21 protein-coding genes are annotated in these 23,576 nt (G+C 56.2%); 5 read left to right on the top strand and 16 right to left on the bottom strand.

Going from position 1 to position 23,576, the window contains the following annotated elements:
• Positions 1-106: 106 nt before the first annotated feature.
• Genes hemG through pepQ form a run of 4 tightly spaced genes read right to left on the bottom strand, consistent with a single transcriptional unit; the run spans position 107 to position 4,099 of the window.
• The gene (gene hemG / locus EKN83_RS16805; RefSeq protein ID WP_126801311.1) at positions 107-652 is read right to left on the bottom strand and encodes a menaquinone-dependent protoporphyrinogen IX dehydrogenase; all 546 of its coding nucleotides are present in this window, start codon (positions 650-652) and stop codon (positions 107-109) included.
• A gap of 10 nt (positions 653-662) precedes the next feature.
• A complete protein-coding gene (gene trkH / locus EKN83_RS16800) occupies positions 663-2,114 on the bottom strand; it encodes a Trk system potassium transporter TrkH (RefSeq protein WP_023309600.1) in 1,452 nt (483 codons plus the stop codon).
• 39 nt (positions 2,115-2,153) lie between these two features.
• Positions 2,154-2,768: an IMPACT family protein gene (locus EKN83_RS16795; protein WP_126801310.1), complete on the bottom strand. Its 615-nt coding sequence runs from the start codon at positions 2,766-2,768 to the stop codon at positions 2,154-2,156.
• Positions 2,768-4,099 (bottom strand): Xaa-Pro dipeptidase, encoded by a 1,332-nt coding sequence (gene pepQ, locus EKN83_RS16790; protein ID WP_045285593.1) that lies wholly within the window; start codon positions 4,097-4,099, stop codon positions 2,768-2,770. The genes EKN83_RS16795 and pepQ overlap by 1 nt, the downstream gene beginning before the upstream one ends.
• 190 nt (positions 4,100-4,289) lie before the next feature.
• Here pepQ and fadB point away from each other — a divergent pair, with 190 nt between their 5' ends.
• Both fadB and fadA read left to right on the top strand, forming a co-directional pair.
• Entirely contained in the window at positions 4,290-6,479 is a 2,190-nt protein-coding gene (fadB, locus tag EKN83_RS16780; protein ID WP_126801309.1) for a fatty acid oxidation complex subunit alpha FadB, read from the top strand.
• A 9-nt stretch (positions 6,480-6,488) separates the two neighbouring features.
• Positions 6,489-7,652, top strand: coding sequence for an acetyl-CoA C-acyltransferase FadA (gene fadA, locus EKN83_RS16775; RefSeq protein WP_025757514.1), 1,164 nt, complete (start codon positions 6,489-6,491; stop codon positions 7,650-7,652).
• 161 nt (positions 7,653-7,813) lie between these two features.
• On the opposite strand, the gene fre is transcribed toward fadA, so the two are convergent.
• Positions 7,814-8,515 carry an NAD(P)H-flavin reductase gene (fre, locus tag EKN83_RS16770; protein ID WP_045285590.1) on the bottom strand — a complete coding sequence of 234 codons (702 nt, stop codon included), beginning with the start codon at positions 8,513-8,515 and terminating at the stop codon, positions 7,814-7,816.
• A 42-nt stretch (positions 8,516-8,557) separates the two neighbouring features.
• A complete protein-coding gene (gene ubiD / locus EKN83_RS16765; RefSeq protein ID WP_185857684.1) occupies positions 8,558-10,048 on the bottom strand; it encodes a 4-hydroxy-3-polyprenylbenzoate decarboxylase in 1,491 nt (496 codons plus the stop codon).
• A 173-nt stretch (positions 10,049-10,221) separates the two neighbouring features.
• Between ubiD and rfaH the strand changes: the two genes are divergently transcribed.
• A complete protein-coding gene (rfaH, locus tag EKN83_RS16760; RefSeq protein ID WP_020882871.1) occupies positions 10,222-10,713 on the top strand; it encodes a transcription/translation regulatory transformer protein RfaH in 492 nt (163 codons plus the stop codon).
• Here rfaH and tatD read toward each other — a convergent pair.
• The 9 genes from tatD to udp all read right to left on the bottom strand — a co-directional run bounded on the left by tatD (position 10,710) and on the right by udp (position 18,621).
• A complete protein-coding gene (tatD, locus tag EKN83_RS16755) occupies positions 10,710-11,492 on the bottom strand; it encodes a 3'-5' ssDNA/RNA exonuclease TatD (RefSeq protein ID WP_126801307.1) in 783 nt (260 codons plus the stop codon). The two genes, rfaH and tatD, sit on opposite strands and share 4 nt — an antisense overlap.
• Before the next feature lie 41 nt (positions 11,493-11,533).
• Positions 11,534-12,304 (bottom strand): Sec-independent protein translocase subunit TatC, encoded by a 771-nt coding sequence (tatC, locus tag EKN83_RS16750; RefSeq protein WP_126801306.1) that lies wholly within the window; start codon positions 12,302-12,304, stop codon positions 11,534-11,536.
• A gap of 2 nt (positions 12,305-12,306) precedes the next feature.
• Complete coding sequence (tatB, locus tag EKN83_RS16745; RefSeq protein ID WP_045285588.1) at positions 12,307-12,849, bottom strand: Sec-independent protein translocase protein TatB; 543 nt, start codon at positions 12,847-12,849, stop codon at positions 12,307-12,309.
• Positions 12,850-12,852: 3 nt separating this feature from the next.
• A complete protein-coding gene (gene tatA, locus EKN83_RS16740; protein WP_025757521.1) occupies positions 12,853-13,107 on the bottom strand; it encodes a Sec-independent protein translocase subunit TatA in 255 nt (84 codons plus the stop codon).
• A gap of 76 nt (positions 13,108-13,183) precedes the next feature.
• Positions 13,184-14,824 carry a ubiquinone biosynthesis regulatory protein kinase UbiB gene (gene ubiB / locus EKN83_RS16735; protein ID WP_025757522.1) on the bottom strand — a complete coding sequence of 547 codons (1,641 nt, stop codon included), beginning with the start codon at positions 14,822-14,824 and terminating at the stop codon, positions 13,184-13,186.
• Complete coding sequence (gene ubiJ, locus EKN83_RS16730; RefSeq protein WP_045285587.1) at positions 14,821-15,426, bottom strand: ubiquinone biosynthesis protein UbiJ; 606 nt, start codon at positions 15,424-15,426, stop codon at positions 14,821-14,823. The genes ubiB and ubiJ overlap by 4 nt, the downstream gene beginning before the upstream one ends.
• Positions 15,427-15,439: 13 nt before the next feature.
• A complete protein-coding gene (ubiE, locus tag EKN83_RS16725; protein WP_025757525.1) occupies positions 15,440-16,195 on the bottom strand; it encodes a bifunctional demethylmenaquinone methyltransferase/2-methoxy-6-polyprenyl-1,4-benzoquinol methylase UbiE in 756 nt (251 codons plus the stop codon).
• A 66-nt stretch (positions 16,196-16,261) separates the two neighbouring features.
• A complete protein-coding gene (gene rmuC / locus EKN83_RS16720; protein ID WP_126801305.1) occupies positions 16,262-17,719 on the bottom strand; it encodes a DNA recombination protein RmuC in 1,458 nt (485 codons plus the stop codon).
• Between the two features lie 140 nt (positions 17,720-17,859).
• The gene (udp, locus tag EKN83_RS16715; protein ID WP_003860792.1) at positions 17,860-18,621 is read right to left on the bottom strand and encodes a uridine phosphorylase; all 762 of its coding nucleotides are present in this window, start codon (positions 18,619-18,621) and stop codon (positions 17,860-17,862) included.
• Positions 18,622-18,876: 255 nt separating this feature from the next.
• Here udp and EKN83_RS16710 point away from each other — a divergent pair, with 255 nt between their 5' ends.
• Together EKN83_RS16710 and EKN83_RS16705 are read left to right on the top strand one after the other, a co-directional pair.
• Positions 18,877-19,683: a dienelactone hydrolase family protein gene (locus EKN83_RS16710; protein ID WP_025757528.1), complete on the top strand. Its 807-nt coding sequence runs from the start codon at positions 18,877-18,879 to the stop codon at positions 19,681-19,683.
• Between the two features lie 38 nt (positions 19,684-19,721).
• Positions 19,722-21,185, top strand: coding sequence for a glycoside hydrolase family 1 protein (locus tag EKN83_RS16705; protein WP_126801304.1), 1,464 nt, complete (start codon positions 19,722-19,724; stop codon positions 21,183-21,185).
• Between the two features lie 43 nt (positions 21,186-21,228).
• On the opposite strand, the gene metE is transcribed toward EKN83_RS16705, so the two are convergent.
• Positions 21,229-23,490: a 5-methyltetrahydropteroyltriglutamate--homocysteine S-methyltransferase gene (metE, locus tag EKN83_RS16700; protein WP_095450463.1), complete on the bottom strand. Its 2,262-nt coding sequence runs from the start codon at positions 23,488-23,490 to the stop codon at positions 21,229-21,231.
• Positions 23,491-23,576: the final 86 nt, after the last annotated feature.

Below are 23,576 nucleotides of genomic sequence, written 5' to 3'. Positions count from 1 at the left end.
ATGCCGTTGTTCCGTGTCAGTGGAGGCGCATTATAGGGAGTTATTCCGATGTGACAAGCACAAAATACAAAAAACTTTTCGTTCGCTCACTTTTCAAACTTAACGCTTATTTAAGTCGCGAATTGCCCGTTAAATGCGCGATTTCCCGTGCAAAACTGGCCACCTGCGACCAGTCGGTATAAACCACTTCTTTACGTGTATCCGTTTCGCCCCCTGTCATTTTCATAATCAGGCGGATCATAAAGCGGTCATACCAGCGGTAGCGAGGGTAGCGCAGCGCGCCGGCAAAAACGGCGCACAGGTCTGGCTGCCACGGCGAGTTGAGTAAAAACTTGCGCGTGTAGCTGTTGGTCTGCGGCGTACGCTTTTCCGCTTTACGCGCGACCAGATTGACCGAGTAAAACGCACCGGGCAATTTATTGAGCACCGCCGTATGCTTTTTCACAAAGCGATCCAGCGCCGGATGGAAATGCCCGTAACGAATTGACGCGCCAATCACCACGCGGTCGTACTCCTGCCAGGCAATCTGCTCCGCACGGTTCAGGTTCACCACATCCGAGTATATACCCAGCTCTTTTAATTCCGACGCCAGATACGCGGCAATCTCACGCGTTTGCCCGTCTCGCGTAGAGAAAAGAATCAGTGTTTTCATCAACGGCTCCTTACTCGCGCCAGAAGGTAGGGGTGAACAGCACCAGCAGCGTAAAGACCTCAAGACGGCCAAACAGCATATTGGCGATGAGGATCCATTTCGCGACCGGGTTCATGCTGGCAAAGTTATCCGCCACCACCCCAAGTCCCGGCCCCAGGTTATTCAATGTTGCGACGACGGACGCAAAGGCGGAGAAATCATCCACTCCCGTCGCGATTATCGCCAGCATACTGACGATAAAGACCAGCGCATAGGCTGAGAAGAACCCCCACACCGCTTCGAGGATACGTTCCGGCAACGCGCGGTTCCCCAGTTTGATGCTATAGACCGCGTTCGGGTGGACCAGACGTTTCAGCTCACGGTTGCCCTGCTTGAACAACAGCAGAATACGAATCACCTTCAGGCCACCGCCCGTCGACCCCGCACAGCCGCCGATAAAGGCGGAACATAGCAGAAGCACCGGCAGGAACAGCGGCCAGCGTGCAATACTGTCCGTGGTAAATCCGGCGGTTGTCGCCATTGATACCACCTGGAAGAACGCCTGATTCAGGGTCGTCAACGCCGAGTTATAGACATCATGGAACCAGAGCACCAGGGTACAGATGATGACCAGCGTAAGCTGAACCCCAATAAACATGCGGAACTCAGGATCGCGCCAGTACACCTTCAGGCTACGCCCGCTCAGTAAAGAGAAGTGCAGGCCATAGTTACAACCGGAGATCAGGAGGAAAATCGCAATAATAGTATTGATCGTTGGGCTGTCGAAGTAGCCCACACTGGCATCGTGGGTGGAGAACCCGCCGATGGCAATCGTCGCAAAACTGTGTCCGATAGCATCGAAAGCCGGCATCCCGGCAAACCATAGCGCCAGCGCACAGGCGACAGTCAGCAGAACATAAATCAGCCACAAGGTTTTCGCCGTCTCGGCAATACGAGGCCGCATTTTGTTGTCTTTCAGCGGCCCGGGCATTTCGGCGCGATAGAGCTGCATCCCACCGACGCCCAGAATAGGCAGAATGGCGACGGCCAGGACAATGATCCCCATCCCCCCGAACCACTGCAGCATCTGGCGATAAAAGAGAATAGCGTGCGGGAGTGAATCCAGCCCCACCAGCGTCGTCGCCCCGGTTGTCGTTAAGCCGGAGAAGGATTCAAAAAAAGCATCCGTGATGCTCAGGTTAGGCTGTTCTGAGAAGATAAAGGGGAGCGAACCGACGCTTCCCAGCACCGTCCAGAACAGAACCACAATCAGAAATCCTTCGCGAGATTTCAGCTCACCTTTCTGACGACGGTTTGGCCACCACAGCAGCGAGCCAATCGCCAGCGCGACAAAGAAAGTCTGAGTAAACGCCCGCCCTGCGCCGTCCCGGTAGATAAGCGCCACCAGTCCTGGGAGGATCATCGTCCCGGAAAAGAGTATGACCAGCAGTCCAACGATTCGGGTTATGGCACGAAAATGCATCTCTGCCGCTTCCTTTGGTATTCAAAAGTGAGGTGGGGATTATTCTTCAATCGGCAGCAATTGCAACGAACCACGACTAAAATCAGCCAGTTTTGCTGAAAAAGCAGCCAGTTCCGCCTGAGGAAGCGCCACGCGTAATTGCACCATTGCCTGATATTCACTCTGTGCGATGACACCATTGAACTGCTTCAGCAGTGCTTCAATACCCGAGAGCTGGGCGTAATCGCATAACAAAGTATATTCGGTGAGCGGCGTTTTGCGGGTAGTGACCAGCATATTAAGCGCCTGCTGCACGCCCCCGCCATAGGCTTTAACCAGCCCACCGGTACCTAACAAAATGCCGCCGTAATAGCGCACCACCACGGCGGTAATTTCACCCACGCCGCTGCCCATCAGCTGCGAGAGCATGGGTTTACCGGCCGTGCCCGCCGGTTCACCGTCGTCGGAAAACCCCAGCTGCTGTGAATCGTCCGGCGCCCCCGCCACCCACGCCACGCAGTGGTGACGCGCGTCAGGATGTGCAGCCCGGACGGACTCGACAAACGCTTTTGCCGCGTCCACGCCGTCAGTATGAGCCAGCAGCGTAATAAAGCGGCTTTTCTTGATTTCCTCAACAAAGGTGACCGGTTCAGCCGGTATCAGCCAGCTTTCCATCAGGCCAGCTTCAGGTCTCGCGTCATGTTCTCGATACCATTTTCGTGAACCACAACGTTATCTTCGATGCGAATACCACCAAACGGCTTCAGCGCGTCAATTTTTTCCCAGTTGAAGTGTTTGCTGAACTGACCTTCACGCCACGGTGCCAGCAGGGATTCGATAAAGTAGATCCCCGGCTCGATGGTCAACACCATACGCGGCTCAAGAATGCGGGTACAGCGCAGGTAAGGGTATTTAGACGGTGCCGCCAGGTGCGTACCGGTATCGTCCTGCATGAAGCCGGCAACGTCGTGAACCTGCAGACCCAGCGGGTGACCAATGCCGTGCGGCATGAATGGCCCGGTCAGATCGTTCTCAACCATCGCCTCTTCACTCATGTCTTTCACAATCTGATGCTTACGCAGCAGTTTCGCAATGCGCTGATGGAACTGGATGTGGTAATCCACATAGCGGGTTCCCGCCTTCATGGTGCTGATAAGCGCCAGCTGTTCATCGTTCACGTCTTTAATCAGCTGTGCGAAATCGGTGTCCGCGTTGGCCGCCCAGGTTCGGGTCAGGTCCGCCGCATAACCGTTGTACTCGGCACCCGCATCAAGCAGGAAGCTGCGCATTTCCGATGGAACCTGATGATCCAGTTTGGTGTAGTGAAGCACAGACGCATGCTCGTTGAGCGCGACGATATTGCTGTACGGCACATCGGTATCACGGTGGCCTGTCGCGGTCAGATAGGCCTGGTTGATATCGAACTCGCTCATGCCCGACTGGAACGCTTCGTGCGCCGCACGGTGGCCATTCACCGCCGTTTTTTGCGCTTCACGCATGCAGTAAAGTTCGTAGTCGGTTTTATACGAGCGGTAATAGTGCAGGTAATCCAGCACCCCTTTCGGGTTGAGCTTGTCGGCCGGAATGTCCAGGCCCAGCGCACGTTCCGGTACCGGACCAATATAGGCGATGTTGCCGCGTGCGGCAGGCAGCTGGCTGCCAATGCCGTCGGCTTTTGGTAAGGCGATGACCTCCACTTCTTCTGTCCAGAAGCTGGTCGGCAGCGGTTCCACGTTGTGCCAGTAATCGACCGGCAGGTAGAACCACAGTTTCGGCTTGTTCACGCCATCCACCAGCAGCCAGCAATTTGGAACCTGAGTCACCGGCACCCAGGCTTTAAACTGTGGGTTCACCTTAAATGGGTAAGCGTGATCGTCGAGAAAGGTATTCATCAGCTCGCCGGAGTGGATCAACAGCGCATCCAGCTTAAAGCGGGCCAGTACATCGCGGGTACGTTCCTGTAGGGTAACGATATGATTTTTATAAAGCGAAGCCAGTGAGTCCATCATTCTTCCTTTCGTTTTTTTGACCTCAAGTCATCGCATCTTAGCACACCTCTCTCCGGCTGCGTGATTTCCGCCGACCGTGATCAATGCAGCAATTTCTTAATGAGTAATTTGCATTTTATTAACATAAATCCCACACTCCGACTCATCTGGTATGACCAGATCCACTTGCTGGATTCAGGAGACTGACATGCTCTACAAAGGCGACACCCTGTACCTCAACTGGCTGGAAGATGGCATTGCCGAACTGGTGTTCGATGCCCCCGGCTCAGTAAATAAGCTTGATACCGCGACGGTGGCCAGTCTTGGCCAGGCGCTGGATGTTCTTGAAAAACAATCTGAATTAAAAGGGCTGCTGCTGCGCTCGAACAAAGCGGCCTTTATTGTCGGCGCCGATATCACCGAATTCCTCTCGCTCTTCCTGGTGCCTGAAGAGCAGCTGAGCCAGTGGCTGCATTTTGCCAATAGCGTCTTTAATCGTCTGGAAGATCTGCCTGTTCCGACGATCTCCGCCGTCAACGGCTACGCGCTGGGCGGTGGTTGTGAATGCGTGTTAGCGACTGATTACCGTCTGGCTACGCCGGAACTGCGCATTGGCCTTCCGGAAACGAAGCTGGGTATCATGCCGGGCTTTGGCGGCTCCGTGCGCATGCCGCGCATGCTGGGTGCCGACAGCGCACTTGAGATCATTGCCGCAGGTAAAGATGTCGGTGCAGAACAGGCGCAGAAAATCGGCCTGGTCGACGGTGTCGTGAAGCCAGAAAAACTGATTGAAGGCTCCCTCACCATTCTGCGTCAGGCGATAAACGGCGATCTCGACTGGAAAGCCAAACGCCAGCCGAAGCTGGAGCCGTTAAAACTCAGCAAGATTGAAGCCACGATGAGCTTCACCATCGCCAAAGGCATGGTGATGCAGACCGCGGGTAAACACTATCCGGCGCCGATCACGGCGGTGAAGACCATTGAAGCCGCCGCCCGCTTTGGCCGCGATGAAGCCCTGAAACTGGAAAACCAGAGCTTTGTCCCGCTGGCACATACCAACGAAGCCCGCGCGCTGGTTGGCATCTTCCTCAACGATCAGTTCGTGAAGGGTAAAGCTAAACAGCTGACCAAAAACGTTGAGACGCCAAAACATGCGGCTGTACTCGGCGCTGGCATTATGGGTGGCGGCATCGCTTACCAGTCTGCCTGGAAAGGCGTGCCGGTGGTGATGAAGGACATCAGTGAGAAATCCCTGACGCTGGGGATGACCGAAGCGGCCAAGCTGCTGAATAAACAGCTGGAACGCGGCAAAATTGACGGACTTAAGCTCTCCGGTGTGATCTCGACTATCCAGCCAACGCTGGAATACACCGGTTTCGACCGCGTGGACGTAGTCGTTGAGGCGGTCGTAGAAAACCCGAAAGTGAAAAAAGCGGTACTGGCGGAAACGGAAGAGAAGGTTCGCCCGGATACCGTCCTGGCGTCTAACACCTCAACGATCCCAATTAGCGAGCTGGCGAGCGTGCTGAAGCGTCCGGAAAACTTCTGCGGGATGCACTTCTTCAACCCGGTACACCGTATGCCGCTGGTCGAGGTGATCCGCGGGGAAAAAACCTCTGACGACACCATTGCCAAAGTGGTGGCGTGGGCAAGCAAGATGGGTAAAACGCCGATCGTTGTTAACGACTGCCCGGGCTTCTTCGTCAACCGCGTCCTGTTCCCTTACTTCGCCGGTTTCAGCCAGCTGCTGCGCGACGGCGCGGATTTCCGCAAAATCGACAAAGTGATGGAAAAACAGTTCGGCTGGCCGATGGGCCCGGCGTATCTGCTGGATGTGGTCGGCATTGATACGGCACATCACGCTCAGGCAGTCATGGCGGCGGGCTTCCCGCAGCGCATGCAGAAAGATTATCGCGACGCCATTGACGCCCTGTTCGACGCCAACCGCTTTGGTCAGAAAAACGGCCTGGGCTTCTGGCGCTATAAAGAAGACAGCAAAGGCAAACCGAAGAAAGAAGAAGACGTGGCGGTGGATAGCCTGCTGGCCGATGTCAGTCAGCCGAAACGCGACTTCACCGACGATGAGATCATCGCCCGGATGATGATTCCGATGATCAACGAAGTGGTGCGTTGCCTCGAAGAAGGCATTATCGCCAGCCCGGCAGAAGCCGATATGGCGCTGGTATACGGCCTGGGCTTCCCGCCGTTCCACGGTGGCGCGTTCCGCTGGCTGGACACGCTCGGCAGCGCCCGCTATCTCGATATGGCCCAGCAGTATCAGCACCTCGGCCCGCTGTATGAGGTGCCGGAAGGGCTGCGCAACAAAGCGCGCCATAACGAACCCTACTATCCAGCAGTTGAGCCAGCCCGTCCGGTTGGCGAGCTGAAAACGGCTTAAGGAGTCACAATGGAAAAGGTTGTCATTGTTGATGCGATTCGCACCCCGATGGGCCGTTCAAAAGGCGGCGCATTCCGCAACGTGCGTGCGGAAGACCTCTCCGCGCACCTGATGCGTAGCCTGCTGGCGCGTAACCCGGCGCTGGATCCGGCTGCACTCGACGATATCTACTGGGGCTGCGTGCAGCAGACCCTGGAGCAGGGCTTCAACATCGCCCGTAATGCCTCCCTGCTGGCGGAGATCCCACATTCCGTTCCGGCCGTCACCGTTAACCGTCTGTGTGGTTCGTCCATGCAGGCGCTGCACGATGCGGCACGTATGATCATGACCGGCGATGCCCAGGCCTGCCTGGTCGGCGGCGTGGAACATATGGGTCACGTACCGATGAGCCACGGGGTCGATTTCCACCCGGGCATGAGCCGTAACGTGGCGAAAGCCGCGGGGATGATGGGCCTCACCGCTGAGATGCTCTCCCGCCTGCACGGCATCAGCCGTGAAATGCAGGATACCTTTGCCGCGCGCTCTCACGCTCGCGCATGGGCCGCAACGCAGTCCGGCGCATTCAAAAATGAGATCATCCCAACCGGCGGCCACGATGCTGACGGCGTTCTGAAGCAGTTCAGCTACGACGAGGTGATCCGCCCGGAAACCACCGTGGAAGCCCTTTCCACGCTGCGCCCGGCGTTTGATCCGGTCACCGGTACTGTAACAGCCGGTACCTCGTCGGCGCTGTCCGACGGCGCGGCCGCGATGCTGGTGATGAGCGAAAGCCGCGCCCGCGAGCTGGGGCTAACGCCTCGCGCCCGCGTGCGCTCGATGGCGGTCGTGGGCTGCGATCCTTCGATCATGGGTTACGGTCCGGTTCCGGCCTCGAAGCTGGCGCTGAAAAAAGCAGGATTAACCACCAGCGATATCGACCTGTTTGAGATGAATGAAGCCTTCGCCGCGCAGATCCTGCCGTGCATTAAAGATCTGGGGCTGATGGAGCAGATAGACGAGAAGATCAACCTCAACGGCGGCGCGATCGCCCTCGGTCACCCGCTGGGCTGCTCCGGGGCGCGCATCAGCACCACGCTTATCAACCTGATGGAACGCAAAGATGCCCAGTTTGGTCTGGCAACGATGTGTATTGGTTTGGGTCAGGGTATCGCGACGGTGTTTGAGAGAGTGTAAGGCTTTAACGTAGGCCCGATAAGCATCGCGCCATCGGGCTTTTGCCGGGAGGCGCTGTGCTTTCCCGGCCTACGAGAGGTACCTCGCCGCCAGTGGCGTCACTGGCGAAGAGAGACAGTTTAGTTGCCGTTCTTCCCGCCTGTCAGGGGCGGGTTTTTTATTTAGATAAACGCAAACGCATCGCCAAACAGGCGGTCTTCACGCGCGTCACGTTCATTACAGAACAGATCGCGGGCAATTTTCGCCATCTCAAAACGGCCAGCGATGTAGATATCGTGTCCTGCCAGCGTGCCGTGATCCTGCAGTACTGCCGTCAGCACGGTACCGCTACGCCCACGCCAGCCCTCTTCCGGCTGTTCAACCACCGGCTCAACACGCAGGTTAGGATGGGTGACGCTCAGCGCTTCCAGTTCAGACAGGTCGTAGAGATGTTTCTCTTCACGGCCACCCCAGTAGATGGTGATATCACGGTCCGGGTTACGCGCGAGGGCAGTCAGCAGAATAGAACGTACGTAGGAGAAGCCTGTCCCCCCGGCGATCAGGATCAGCGGACGGTCTTCGTCATCACGCAGCCACGCGTCACCGTGTGGAATGTCCACCACGATCTCACGCTCTTTAAGAATGCGGTCCATGACGGCCATCGCATACAGGTTAAGCTCTGACGCACCGATATGAAGCTCAATAAATTCCTGCTCCGCTGGCGTTGAGGCCATAGAGAAAGGACGCTTATCACGTTCATCCATCACGACCATCAGGTACTGACCCGCGCGGAAAGAGAATGGCGCTTCTGGCACTAAACGGACGCGATATACGGTGTCGGTGATGGCATCTACCGAGGTCACTTTACAGCTTAAGGTTGTCATTCGCTCTCTCTGTCGGGAAGTCTAAAGGGCTTAACGGTCAGCTCAGGGTTTACCGTTATTCATTATGGCCAGTTCGTCCCAGATCGCGTCAATTCGCGCGGTCACAGCAGGATCTTTTTTGATCGGGCGACCCCATTCACGGTCGGTTTCGCCAGGCCATTTATTTGTGGCATCCAGTCCCATTTTTGAGCCAAGGCCGGAAACCGGCGAGGCAAAATCCAGGTAATCTATCGGCGTGTTTTCGACTAACACCGTATCGCGCGCCGGGTCCATTCGCGTGGTAATGGCCCAGATTACGTCATTCCAGTCGCGGGCGTTAACGTCATCATCGCAGACAATAACAAATTTGGTATACATAAACTGGCGCAGGAATGACCATACGCCCATCATCACGCGTTTAGCGTGGCCCGGATACTGCTTCTTCATCGTGACCACTGCCAGGCGATACGAGCATCCTTCAGGCGGCAGATAGAAATCAACAATTTCCGGGAACTGCTTTTGCAGGATCGGCACAAACACTTCATTCAGCGCCACGCCCAGCACTGCAGGTTCATCCGGTGGACGTCCGGTATACGTGGAGTGGTAAATCGCATCTTCACGCTGGGTTATGTGCGTCACGGTAAACACCGGGAAATTATCCACTTCGTTGTAATAGCCAGTGTGGTCGCCGTAAGGACCTTCCGGTGCCAGTTCACCCTGCTCAATGTAACCTTCCAGCACAATTTCCGCACTGGCGGGGACTTCAAGATCGTTAGAAATACACTTCACGACTTCGGTTTTGGTCCCGCGCAGCAGGCCTGCGAAGGCATATTCTGACAGCGTATCCGGCACCGGCGTTACCGCGCCCAGAATGGTGGCCGGGTCAGCGCCGAGCGCAACAGACACCGGGAAACGTTCACCCGGGTGCGCAGCACACCACTCCTGGAAATCCAGCGCGCCGCCGCGATGTGACAGCCAGCGCATGATGAGCTTATTCTTGCCAATCAACTGCTGGCGGTAAATACCCAGATTTTGCCGCTCTTTATGCGGCCCACGCGTGACGGTCAGCCCCCAGGTGATGAGAGGCGCAGCGTCTTCAGGCCAACACTGCATGATCGGGATTTTGGTCAAATCAACTGCATCACCTTCCAGCACTTTCTGCTGGCATGGCGCGCCGCGAAGGCGTTTGGTGGGCATGTTCAGCACCTGCTTAAACTGCGGCAGTTTGTCGAACAGGTCGCGGAAACCTTTTGGTGGCTCCGGCTCTTTCAGAAACGCCAGCAGCTTACCCACTTCACGCAGTGCCGTGACGTCCTCCTGCCCCATTCCCAGTGCGACACGACGTGGCGTACCAAACAGGTTGCACAGCACCGGCATTGAGTAACCCTTCGGATTTTCAAACAGTAATGCAGGGCCACCGGCACGCAGGGTGCGGTCAGCAATTTCTGTCATCTCCAGATAAGGATCAACAGGAAGTGTAATGTGTTTGAGTTCACCCTGCTTTTCCAGCAGCGTCAGGAAGTCGCGGAGATCGTGGTATTTCATGCAGTTAATCATGGCCTCTCTGTAAGCGCTTCATTATACGGCGTTAGCCTGCGTGATGCTGTAATTTTGTTAAACAAGCGTGAACTTATGCGTTCTGTTCCCATTTCCCCCATTATAATCAGCTTAGCGATCCCGCCAGGGTTTTGATATGCTTGCGCCCCGAACTAAGGGAAAGAGTGATTATGCAGGCCTGGTATTTACTGTATTGCAAACGCGGGCAACTTCAGCGCGCGCAGGAACATCTTGAACGTCAGTCTGTAAATTGCCTGACGCCCGTGATCACGCTTGAAAAAATGCAGCGCGGGAAGCGCACAACCGTCAGTGAACCTCTGTTCCCGAACTATCTGTTCGTTGAGTTCGACCCGGAGGTGATCCACACCACCACCATCAGCGCCACGCGTGGCGTCAGCCACTTCGTTCGTTTTGGCGCTCACCCGGCAACGGTTCCGTCGACGGTCATTCACCAGCTTTCGGTTTATCAACAACCTGAAGGCATCACCGACCCGGAAACTCCTTACGCGGGAGACAGCGTCGTTATTACGGAAGGGGCTTTTGAAGGCCTGCAGGCAATTTTTGCCGAGCCGGACGGCGAAGCGCGCTCCATGCTGTTGCTCAATCTGCTGAACAAGCAGGTGCTGCAGAGCGTGAAAAACACCGACTTCCGCAAAGTCTAAAAACGTATCCCGAACAGCGTACGCACGTTGTCATCCGTTTGCGCAGAAAGCTCGGCCGGATCCTCGCCGCGCCACGTCGCTACACGCTCAACAAGGTGTCCCAGGTAAGCGGGCTCATTTCGCCGCGAAGCCGGTTTGGGTTGCATATCGCGCGGGAGCAAATAAGGTGCATCGGTTTCCAGAAGCAGCCGGTCGAGCGGGATCGCCGGTAACAGCTCACGAAGCGCCAGCCCGCGACGTTCATCGCAAACCCAGCCGGTAATGCCCAGATAAAGCCCGCGATCCAGACACTCAAGCGCCTCCTGGCGTGAACCGGTAAAACAGTGCAGCACCGCGCCAGGCAGTTTATCCAGCCACGGTTCCAGCAGAGCGAGGAAACGCTCATGCGCGTCGCGACAGTGCATAAACACCGGCATTTCAAGCTCGGCCGCCAGCGCAAGCTGGGCGGTAAAGGCTTTTTCCTGTTCGGTTGGAGTGGAAAAGTTACGGTTGAAATCGAGTCCGCATTCTCCAATGGCCACCACCTCAGGCGTTTTCGCCAGCCGGTGAATGATTTCTGCGCTCTTCGGCGTCCACTGGCTACTGTCGTGAGGATGCACGCCGGCGGTAGACCAGCAGCGCTCGTAGCGTTGCGCCAACTGCTGCGCCTGCTCGCTTTCATGGAGGTTGGTGCCCGTCAGCAGCAATCCGTTCACCCCGGCGGCAAACGCGCGCGCAACCACCTCATCACGATCTTTCGCAAACTGCGAACTGGTCAGGTTAAGTCCGATATCAAACATGCAAATCCCCATGTAACAACCGCCCTGACGGGCGGCTGGTTTTACTCTTCAGTGGTCTTGTCCGACCTATCGTCTTCGTCATCCGCGCGACGACCTTTCCCCACGTAGAAACGCGAGAAGAAGACGCCGACCTCAAACAGGCAGTACATCGGTATGGCCAGCAGGGTCTGGGAGAAAACATCCGGCGGAGTCAGCAGCATGCCAACCACGAATGCGCCGACCAGGATATAGGGACGCTTCTTACGCAGGTCATCCGGCGTCGTGACCCCTACCCAGCACAGCAGCACAATGGCCACCGGTACTTCGAAGGCCACGCCAAACGCCATAAACAGCGCCATCACAAAGCTGAGGTAGCTGGCGATATCCGTCGACACCTGAACCCCTTCCGGCGCGGTGTGCGTCAGGAACCCGAAAGCCAGCGGGAAGACGACGAAATAGGCAAACGCCATGCCGATATAGAACAGCAGAGAACTGGAGATCAGCAGCGGGATCACCAGCTTGCGTTCATGCTTATACAAGGCCGGGGCGACAAACGCCCAGACCTGATACAGAATGACTGGCGCAGAGGCGATCAACGATACCCAGAAGGTGAGCTTGATGGGGGTAAAGAACGGAGAAGCCACGTCCGTCGCAATCATCGTTGCGCCCAGCGGCATCTGCTTGATCAACGGTGCAGAGACAACCTGGTAGATATCATTGGCGAAATAGACCAGGCATAAAAAAATCACGAAAACCGCAATAATGCAGTTTAACAGGCGCTTACGCAGCTCAATGAGGTGCGTAATGAGCGGTTGAGTATCATCTACTGCCATGTTTACGCTTTATCACTCGACGAGGGGGATGATTCGGAAACAGGTGCGACGGGCTTCGCTTCAGCCGCTTTAACCGCGGGCTCTACTGATTGCGCCTGTTTTTTCACTTCGGCTTCCTGCGGCGTCTGTTCTGGGGCGTCAACCTGATGTTCAGCGCTGGCTGGCGTAACGCCCTCACGCTGCGCCTCGCTGCCCTTCACCACCGGGTTATGAATGGTGTTGGCTTCATCGCTCGCTTTTTCAGGGTCGTTGACGCTGTATGAGCGCTTCATGGACTCTGCCGCTTCGCGCAGTTCATCCATTGAGGCTTTCAGTTCCGGCGTCAGGTTATCCATGCTCGCCTTCTCGACCTTTTTCAGGCTTTCCTGGAATTCCTGCAGCTTAAGTTCCTGCGCCAGCTCATTCTGTACGGTGGACGCCAGCGAACGAAGCGCACGCACCCACCCCGCAACCGTTTTTACTGCAACGGGTAAACGCTGTGGACCCAACACAATCAGGCCAATCACGAAGACCAGCAGCAGCTCACCAAAACCAATGTCGAACACGACTTACACCTGCTCTTTATCGTGGCGTTTAGCGTCTTCCTTTTTCGCATCATCCTGCTTGTCGGAGATGGACTTAGCAGTAAAATCAGCGTCCTGGCTGGATTTATCCTGCTTGTTCTCATCATCGCTCATCGCTTTTTTGAAGCCTTTGATAGACGCGCCCAGATCGGACCCAATGGAACCGAGCTTTTTGGTGCCAAACAGCAGCACGACGATGACGGCAATGATCAACAATTGCCAGATACTGATACCACCCATACATATTCCTCAGTGATAGATGATTAAGGAGTCAGACCGCATTATACGTATGCGGCCTGGTGATAGCGACGCCTGCTCAGCGCGTCTTTCTCCAGCCAACGAACCAGACCACGATCCCGGCGGCCATCAGCCAGGCGGGCATCATCTGCCAGTCCGGACGGTTGATTAACAGCAACGTACCGCTTAACAGCAGGGTTGCGCCAATGCCAAACAGATAGCGAGACTGGCCCTGACGAACCCGGTTTGACTGAAGCTCGTGGGCGATTTTATCCATGCTGAGCTGAAGGTTCTTGCTCTGACGCAAACTGTCATAGACCAGTTCAGGAAGCTCCGGCATCTTCTCAACCCAGAACGGTGCTTTCTCTTTGAATGCCCGCACCAGAGCCGGAATGCCAACCTGATCTTTAATCCAGGATTCAAGGAACGGTTTCGCCGTCTTCCACAAGTCTAACTGAGGATAGAGCTGTCGACCTACACCTTCAACGTAAAGTAATGTTTTCTGAAGTAAAACAAGCTGTGGCTGCACTTCCATGTTGAAGCGACGAGCGGTGTTAAACAGGTTCAGCAGCACGTGGCCGAAAGAGATTTCCGCCAGCGGTTTTTCAAAAATCGGTTCGCAGACGGTACGGATAGCAAACTCAAACTCTTCGACGTTGGTGTCCGGCGGAACCCATCCGGAATCAACGTGCAGTTCAGCCACTTTACGGTAATCGCGATTAAAGAAGGCAATAAAGTTTTCAGCCAGATAGCGTTTATCTTCTTTGTTCAGCGAGCCTACAATCCCGCAGTCAATGCCGATGTACTGCGGATCTTCAGGATGCTCGTAGCTGACGAAGATATTGCCCGGGTGCATGTCTGCGTGGAAAAAGCTGTCGCGGAATACCTGGGTAAAGAAGACCTGCACACCGCGCTCGGCCAGCAGCTTCATGTTCGTTCCCTGTTTCTCCAGGGCAACCACATCCGAGACGGGGATCCCGTAGATTCGCTCCATCACCATCATATTCTGGCTGCAGTAGTCAGAGTAGACTTCGGGTACATAGAGCATCGGGCTGTTTTCAAAGTTGCGGCGCAGCTGAATGGCGTTTGCTGATTCGCGCAGCAGGTTAAGCTCATCAATCAGGGTTTTTTCATACTCCCGTACCACCTCCATCGGACGCAGACGACGCCCGTCCGGAAGCAAACGCGGTACCCAGCGCGCCAGACGGTAAATCAGCTTCATGTCTGCTTTGATGATCGGCAGGATGTCCGGGCGAATGACCTTAATCACCACTTCTTTGCCGTTTTCTTTCAGACGCGCAGTGTGCACCTGCGCGATAGAGGCTGACGCCAGGGGATGAATATCGAAATCGTCAAACCAGGTCTCGACAGGAATATTGCCCATCGCCTCTTCAATTTGCTTTTTCGCGCGCGCACCGTCAAACGGCGCAACGCGATCCTGCAGCAGCGCGAGTTCATCAGCAATGAGCGGCGGGAAGAGATCGCGGCGGGTCGATAGCATCTGCCCGAATTTAATCCATACCGGGCCGAGCTCCTGCAGCGCCAGACGCAGACGCTCACCCAGCGGCTGACCTTTATGGCGATTGGGCATCCAGAACAGCATCCGCCGCCAGATACGCAGCGGCAGCGTAATGCGCATTTTGGGGATAAGCTCGTCGAGCCCGTAGCTCAAAAAGGTGCGAATGATGAAGTAGAGGCGCCGAATTTCACCAGGCGTCATTTGCCCTCCAGTTTTTCCAGCCGTTTGGTTAACGCATCAACCGCACGTTCAACAGCAGCGGTCTCTTCCGCAAACCACGCCACTTCCAGTGGTCCGGGCGCCATTCGCCACTCCTCCGTCAGCACTTCCGCCGCATAGCGTTGCTGTCGCTGCAGGCTTTTACGCAGGAAAGCCGTTCCGCCATGCAGGGCTTTACCGATCCCTTCAGCGGCAATGTCACCAATAAACGGTGCGAGCAGCTCTGCCGGATCGAACTCCGCCAGATCGGTGAGCGCCACGAAGCTCTGGACAACCTGAATGTCGCCTTCCACTTCCAGCTCACCGCTGCGGATCAGCGCCGTTAATTGCTGACGGTCGCGCAGTTTAGGCAACACGCTCATGTGCGTGATGACCGAACAGTCGGCTTCACCTTCCCACTCACCCAGGACGTCAAGCTGGCGTTCGCTAAAGACCAGCACAAGCGGCGTCGAGAACTCTTTTAAAACAATGCGTAATACCTTCCCGTTAAGCCGCTGGCGTGCGGCTTTTAGCGCCGGCGCGCGATAGAGAAAGGCATTCAGTACGTTCTCGATGCCTGCGGTGACTAAGGGTTTAAAGGGCACGGGACACCTCCACTCAGAACTTGTAACCGCGATGCAGTGCGACGACACCTGCCGTCATGTTGAAATACTCAACGTTTTCAAACGCAGCATCCTGCATCATGGCTTTTAAGGTGTCCTGATCCGGGTGCATACGAATGGATTCTGCCAGATAGCGGTAGCTTTCGGCGTCGTTTGCGACCAGTTCACCAATACGCGGCAGAACGTGGAAGGAATAGGCGTCGTAAGCTTTGCTCAGGGGCTCGATAACCGGTTTGGAGAACTCAAGCACCAGCAGACGTCCACCCGGCTTCAGCACGCGATACATGGAGCGCAGCGCTTTTTCTTTGTCGGTGACGTTACGCAGACCGAAGGAGATTGTGATGCAGTCAAAGGTATTATCCGGGAACGGCAGCGCTTCGGCGTTCGCCTGCACATACTCCACATTCCCCACCACGCCGATGTTACGCAGCTTCTCGCGTCCCATTTTCAGCATGGAGTCATTGATGTCGGCCAGAACAACACGCCCGGTTTCGCCCACCAGACGGGAGAATTTCGCGGTTAAATCGCCCGTACCGCCGGCGAGATCCAGCACCGTTTGTCCACGACGCACACCGCTACAGTCAATGGTGAAGCGCTTCCACAAGCGATGAATGCCGAACGACATCAGGTCATTCATCACATCGTACTTCGCCGCCACGGAATGAAATACGTGGGCCACCATGTCAGCTTTCTGCGCTTTGGCGACAGTCTGAAAGCCAAAGTGCGTTGTGTCTTGTGAATCGTCAACCATCTCAGAGCCTGCTTATCAGTAAAATGTCCGTGAAGTGTAACAGATTGGGCGCGATTGCCCTACGTTTCAACCACCGCGAAAGAAACGCGCTGGCTGCGCGTCGGGTGAGTGCGTCGCTGCTAACGCGTTGTCTTCACTGCGTGTCTTTTGTTCATCCGCCCCTTCGCGCAGGCGAAACTCTTCGTCCTGCGCGGTAGCCTGTTCAACCAATTCCGGATTAATCTCGCGTTTCACCTCCACCCCAAGGCCGCGGAAGGCTTCGGCCTGCACCAGCAGATTACCTCGCCCGGAGGCGAGTTTTTTCATCGCCTGGCGGTAGTTATCCTGCGCGCGGTCCAGGCTCTGCCCGACCGAAGACATATCGTCCACGAAGAGGCGCATTTTGTCGTATAGCTTGCTGGCACGATCGGCTATCTGCTGCGCATTGCGGCTCTGGTGCTCATACCGCCACAGGTTAGCAATGGTGCGTAAGGCCACCAGCAGCGTGGTGGGGCTGACCAGCATAATGTTATTTTTGAGCGCTTCGGTGATCAGTTCCGGCTGTCTGTCGAGCGCCAGCAGAAACGCGGGCTCTACCGGGATAAACATCAGGACATAGTCCAGTGAGCGCAGGCCGGGCAGCTGCTGGTAGTCTTTTCTGCCTAGCAGGCGAATGTGATTACGCACGGATGCAATGTGCTCCTGCAGGGCAGACTCGCGCGTGTAGTCATCCTCCGCATTGAAGTAACGCTCATACGCCACCAGCGTCATTTTGGCGTCAATTACCACATCTTTACCCTGCGGCAGTCGTACGATGACATCCGGCTGCATGCGCGAGCGGGCATCGTTTTCGATACTCACCTGCGTTTCGTATTCATACCCTTCCCGCAGGCCCGAGGCTTCCAGGACGCGGGTCAGCACCACTTCTCCCCAGTTGCCCTGGGTTTTGTTATCCCCTTTAAGCGCACGGGTGAGGTTGACCGCCTCTTGCGCCATTTGCGCATTCAGCTGCTGAAGATTGCGGATCTCATGCGCCAGCGTGTGCCGCTCGCGGGCCTCCTGACCAAAGCTGTCCTGCACCTGGCGGCGAAAACCGTCCAGCTGTTCGCGCAGGGGCGTCAGCAGGCTGTTCAGGCTCTGGCGGTTCTGTTCATCAACGCGGCGGTTGCTGTGCTCGAAAATACGGTTAGCGAGGTTTTCAAACTGTTCGCTGAGGCGCTGCTCGCTGTTGAGCATCTGGCGGATTTTGTCTTCCGCATGCAGTTGCGTGGATTCCAGACGGGTGGTCACTTCGCGGAGATCGGCCTCCAGCGAGGTGTTGATATCACGCAGGTTGCGCAGCTCGTTATTGAGTAACTCGCACTCCTCTCGCCAGTGGTCACTCAGCGCAAGCTGCTGCTTTGCCGCACTTAATTCGGCGACTATCTCTTCACGCTCTGCCAGCTGATCGGCCTTCTGCTGCGCATGTTGATAGCTGGAAATAAGCCAGCCTATCGCCACGCCCGCCAGCGCAATCACCGCATAAATCAGGACTGAGATATCCACAATGCCCCCTGCATCAACGTATTACCCGCACAAAATAAGATTGTGCTGTATAAACGTCCAGTTTGAAAGGGTTTTCCTGCGAGGCGCTACGCAAAAAATAAAGGCCGAACGTGTCGGCCTTTGATTTCGAAGGGAGAGGATTAGATCAGGCGACGCGCGGCTTCAACCACGATTTTCACCGCATGGCTTTCGGTCTGCTTCATGGTTTCAGCGTTCGGGATCTCCTGCTGGGTACGGTTGACGATAACGCCCGCCACCATACCGGCACGCAGACCCTGGCTTGCGCACATGGTCAGCAGCGTTGCGGATTCCATTTCGTAGTTCATCACGCCCATGGACTGCCACTCTTCCATTGAGCCTTTGAAACGGCTTACCACGCGGCCAGAGAAGGTGTCGTAACGCTCCTGGCCTGGGTAGAAGGTATCGGAAGAGGCGGTTACGCCCACATGCGTGGTGGCGCCCACAGATTTCGCGGCCTCAACCAGCGCAGTGGTGCATTCGAAGTCGGCCACTGCCGGGAATTCCATTGGCGCAAAGTGCAGACTTGCGCCGTCCAGGCGCACGGACGCGGTCGTGACCAGCACGTCGCCGACGTTGATATGCGGCTGAATAGCGCCAGTGGTACCGATACGCAGGAAAGTACGAATGCCCAGCTGCGCCAGCTCTTCAACGGCAATAGAAGTAGACGGGCCACCGATACCGGTAGAACAGACGATCACGGCTTTACCATCCAGCTCTGCGCGCCAGGTGGTGAATTCACGATGGGCTGCCAGCTTAACCGGCTTATCCATCAGCGCGGCGATCTTTTCCACACGCTCAGGATCGCCCGGGACGATCGCGAGCGTAGCCCCTTGTAAATCGTTTTTGGTGAGGCCGAGATGAAAAACATCAGACTTAGACATAGGTGACTCCTCTGTGGGTCGGTTAGTCAGAAGAAGTAAAACGGTACTTTACAGAAGCAATACGCATAATTTCGTGACACAACTCACCATGACCGAAAATGATTGCAGTTAATTTCCATAAAATAGTGATTTACATCACATTAACAAGTTATATCGTTGGGCGCTGCACAAAAGATAGACCGTTTAAGGCACTGTGAGTTGTTAACCTGGTGTCTATATTTACCTTTGCGCTAACTCATTGGTACGGAGAATGCCATGACTGAAAAAACCGGTTTTGCACCTGCTGCGGCCCCGCATGCCTCAACCATCGTCTCAACGTCTGAAGAGGCCATCACGGCGGGTGAGACCTCTATTCCCTCGCAGGGAGAGAATATGCCTGCTTACCACGCACGCCCAAAATCAGCAGATGGCCCGTTGCCCATCGTGATCGTGGTTCAGGAAATTTTCGGCGTTCACGAACATATTCGCGACCTCTGCCGCCGACTGGCGCTGGAGGGTTACCTGGCCGTTGCGCCTGAACTCTACTTCCGGCAGGGCGATCCCGACGACTACAGCGACATCCCCACATTGCTCAGCAATCTGGTGAGCAAAGTCCCGGACGCGCAGGTCATGGCCGATCTCGACCACGTTGCCAGCTGGGCGGCGCGCAACGGGGGCGATCCGCACCGGCTGCTGGTCACCGGTTTCTGCTGGGGCGGACGCATCAGCTGGCTGTATGCCGCACATAACCCGCAGCTGAAAGCTGCTGTCGCCTGGTACGGCAAACTGGTGGGCGAAAAAACGCTGAATTCACCGAAACATCCCGTGGATATCGCCACGGAGCTGAATGCCCCCGTATTAGGGCTGTATGGCGGTCAGGACACCGGTATCTCCCTTGATTCGGTAGAGACCATGCGCCATGCGCTCCGTGCGGCCAATGCGAAGGCCGAGATTGTGGTCTATCCGGATGCCGGGCATGCCTTTAACGCTGATTATCGCCCGAGCTATCACGCGGAATCGGCTAAGGATGGATGGCAGCGGATGCTTACATGGTTCCGTCAGTACGGTGGTAAAAAAGGGTAAGCCTTTCCCATTGTCATGACGCATAAGGAGTGCGTGTTATGGAGCAATCCCTCTCGTTTCCACGCGGTTTTCTCTGGGGCGGCGCCATTGCCGCCAACCAGGCTGAAGGGGCATGGAACGTGGACGGCAAAGGGCCGTCCGTGGCAGACGCCGTCGCCTGGAAACCCAACCTGTCCGTAAAAGATTACAGGGGTCATATGGCCCTGACGGACGAGAACATTCGTGATGCGTTTGAAGGCAACCATGACGCGCGCTACCCGAAGCGCCGCGGCATCGATTTTTATCACCACTATAAAGACGACATCGCCCTGTTTGCTGAGATGGGTTTTAAGGTGCTGCGCGTCTCCATTGCCTGGTCGCGCATTTTCCCGACCGGAGAGGACGCTACGCCCAACGAGGCCGGGCTGCAGTTTTATGAAGAGATGTTCCGCGAGCTGCGTCGTCGTCACATCGAGCCGCTGGTCACCCTCTCCCACTATGAAATGCCGCTGGCGCTGAGCGAAAAATATAACGGCTGGGTACATCGCAACGTGGTGGATGCCTTTGTCCGCTTCAGCAATGTTTGTTTTGACCGCTATAAAGATCTGGTGCGTTACTGGCTGACCTTTAACGAAATAGACAGTATTCACCGTCATCCGTTTACCACGGCGGGTATTCGCGAAGAGAAGAGCGCACCGGGTCAGGCAAAACAGGATATTTATCAGGGACTACATCATCAGTTTGTCGCCTCAGCGCTGGTGACGCGCGACTGCCACGCCAAAATTCCCGGCAGCCAGGTCGGTTGCATGCTGACAAAACTGACCACCTATCCGCACAGTTGCCGCCCGGAAGACGTTGAAGCTACGCTGAAGAAAAACCTGGAGAACTATTTTTATGCCGACGTGCAGGTATTTGGCGACTACCCGCCGCTGATCCTGCGCGATCTGGAAAGACAAAATATCCATATTGAAATGCACCCTGACGATCGGCGTATTTTAAAGGAGCATACCGTCGATTTCGTCTCCTTTAGTTACTATATGTCGATGACCGAATCGACACAGCCGGACGCCGAACGTATTCCCGGCAATACCGTGCTCGGCGTGAAAAACCCTTATCTGCCTGCGTCGGAATGGGGCTGGCAGATTGATCCCCTTGGGCTGAAAATCTCGTTGCTGGAGCTGTATGACCGTTACCGGAAACCGCTGTTTATCGTTGAAAACGGTCTGGGCGCGAAGGATGTGGTCGAAAACGGCAAGATCCACGATAGCTATCGCATCGACTATTTCCGCGCCCACTTTGAACAAACGCTGGCGGCGATTAATGAAGGGGTGGAGGTAATGGGGTTCACCACATGGGGGTGTATCGACATTATTAGCGCAGGCACCTCGCAGATGTCGAAGCGCTATGGCTTTATCTATGTCGATCAGGACGATGAAGGCAACGGCACGTTAAAACGGCTAAAAAAAGACTCCTTCTGGTGGTACCAAAGAGTGATTGCCAGCAACGGCGCAGACCTGAGCTAAGTATGCGCAGGCCGGGCAGACGCCCGGCCATCGCGCGTCGTGGCTACGCCTGACGCAAATTCTGTGCCGCCTTCACCATATTCGCCAGCGCCGCGCGGGTTTCCGGCCAGCCGCGGGTTTTCAGGCCGCAGTCCGGGTTCACCCACAGACGCTCAGCCGGAATGCGCTGGGCGGCTTTCTTTAGCAGGGCTTCGATCCACTCCACGCTCGGCACGTTCGGGGAGTGGATGTCGTACACGCCAGGTCCGATTTCGTTCGGGTAGTCGAACTCTTCGAACGACTCCAGCAGTTCCATATCTGAACGCGAGGTCTCGATGGTGATCACATCAGCGTCCAGCGCGGCGATCGAATCCATGATGTCGTTAAATTCGCAGTAACACATGTGGGTGTGGATCTGGGTGTCGTCCTTCGCCACCGCAGCGTTGATGCGAAACGCCTCCACGCCCCACTTCAGGTAGGCCTCCCAGTCGCTGCGGCGCAGCGGCAGACCTTCACGCAGAGCCGGTTCGTCAATCTGGATGATGCCAATGCCTGCGGCTTCGAGATCCGCCACTTCATCACGCAGCGCCAGCGCGATTTGCTTCGCGATGGTTTCACGGGACACATCTTCACGCGGGAAGGACCAGCAAAGAATGGTCACCGGGCCGGTCAACATCCCTTTCACGGGCTTGTCGGTCAGGGACTGGGCGTATTTCGCCCACTCCACGGTGATGGGTTCCGGGCGGCTGATATCACCGATGACCACCGGCGGCTTCACGCAACGGGAGCCGTAGCTCTGCACCCAGCCATTCTGGGTGAACACGAAACCGTCCAGATGCTCACCGAAGTATTCCACCATGTCGTTACGCTCGGCCTCCCCGTGCACCAGTACGTCCAGACCTAAGCGCTCCTGCTCCACAATCGCCTGTTTGATGTGTTCGGCGATACCGGTACGGTAGTGATTCGCGTCCAGGTTGCCTTTTTTGAAGTCCAGGCGCAGGCCGCGGATCTCGGTGGTCTGCGGGAAAGAACCAATCGTGGTGGTCGGCCACGCAGGCAGGTTGAAGCGCGCGCGCTGCGCTTCGGCACGCACCTCATACGGGCTCTGACGCTGGCTGTCCTGGGCGGTGATGGCCGCCAGACGTTTCTCCACAGCCGGGTTGTGAACACGAGCCGAGTGACGGCGCGCCTGGATGGGTGCGCTCCATTCGCTAATCGCCGTCGTGTCACCGCTGTTCAGGGCGTCACGCAGCAGGGCCAGCTCCTCACACTTTTGCAGGGCAAAGGCGAACCAGCTCTTCACTTCCGCATCCAGACGGGTTTCTACGCTGAGATCAATCGGGCTGTGCAGCAGGGAGCAGGAAGAGGCGACCCACAGTTCACGTTTGTCTGCGATGTCTTTAATCTGCGCATATTTCTCCGTCAGATCGGCGCGCCAGACGTTACGCCCGTTCACCAGGCCGGCAGAGAGCAGCCAGTCCGCTGGCAGCCGTTTATGCAGCTCTGCCACATCATCGTTACCGTGTACGAGGTCGACGTGCAGACCCTGCACCGGCAGCGCGGTAATCGTCTTCAGGTTTGGCGTCACGCCTTCGAAATAGGTGGTCAGCAGGAGCTTCACCTGCCCCGCAAGCGCATCATATGCCGGTTTGAAGGCAGAGAGCCATGCCTGCGGCAGCTCCAGCACCAGCGCAGGTTCGTCGATCTGCACCCACTGAATGCCGCGCTTGCCCAGCTCAATCAGGACCTGTTTGTAGACCGGCAGAATATCGTTGAGCAGGCTCAGACGATCGAACTGTTCCCCTTTCACTTTACCCAGCCACAGGTAGGTTACCGGCCCCAGCAATACGGGCTTCACCTGGTGACCCAACGCCAGCGCTTCGTCTACTTCATCAAGAAGCTGCGTCCAGGTCAGTTTGAACTGCTGACCTTTTACGAACTCCGGCACCATATAGTGATAGTTGGTGTTAAACCACTTGGTCATTTCCGCCGCTGCCGCTGGCTCACCCGTTGGCGCACGGCCACGGCCGATGCGGAACAGGGTATCGATATCTACCGATCCATCGCTGTTCTGATGACGAGCCGGCACGTTGCCAAGCAGCAGGCTGGTCGTCAGAACATGGTCGTACCAGGCGAAATCGCCCACCGGCAGCAGGTCAATGCCCGCCTGTTTTTGCTGATCCCAGTGACGGGCGCGCAGCTCGCGTCCCACCGCCAGCAGCTCTTCACGGGTGGCGTTTCCCGCCCAGTAGCTTTCTTGCGCTTTTTTCAGCTCGCGACGCAGGCCAACGCGAGGGAAACCGAGAGTGTGATTGCGGATGGTCATGTGTTCTTCCTCTAATTAATTGTAAATCCTTTGGATTTTGAATTCAGGGAAGGCGGCAAGTTTGCTCATCCCCGGGAGCTTACATG

The organism is Enterobacter sp. WCHEn090032, from assembly GCF_003986875.1.
Classification (GTDB): domain Bacteria; phylum Pseudomonadota; class Gammaproteobacteria; order Enterobacterales; family Enterobacteriaceae; genus Enterobacter; species Enterobacter sichuanensis.
This window is presented reverse-complemented; position numbering and strand designations above follow the sequence as displayed.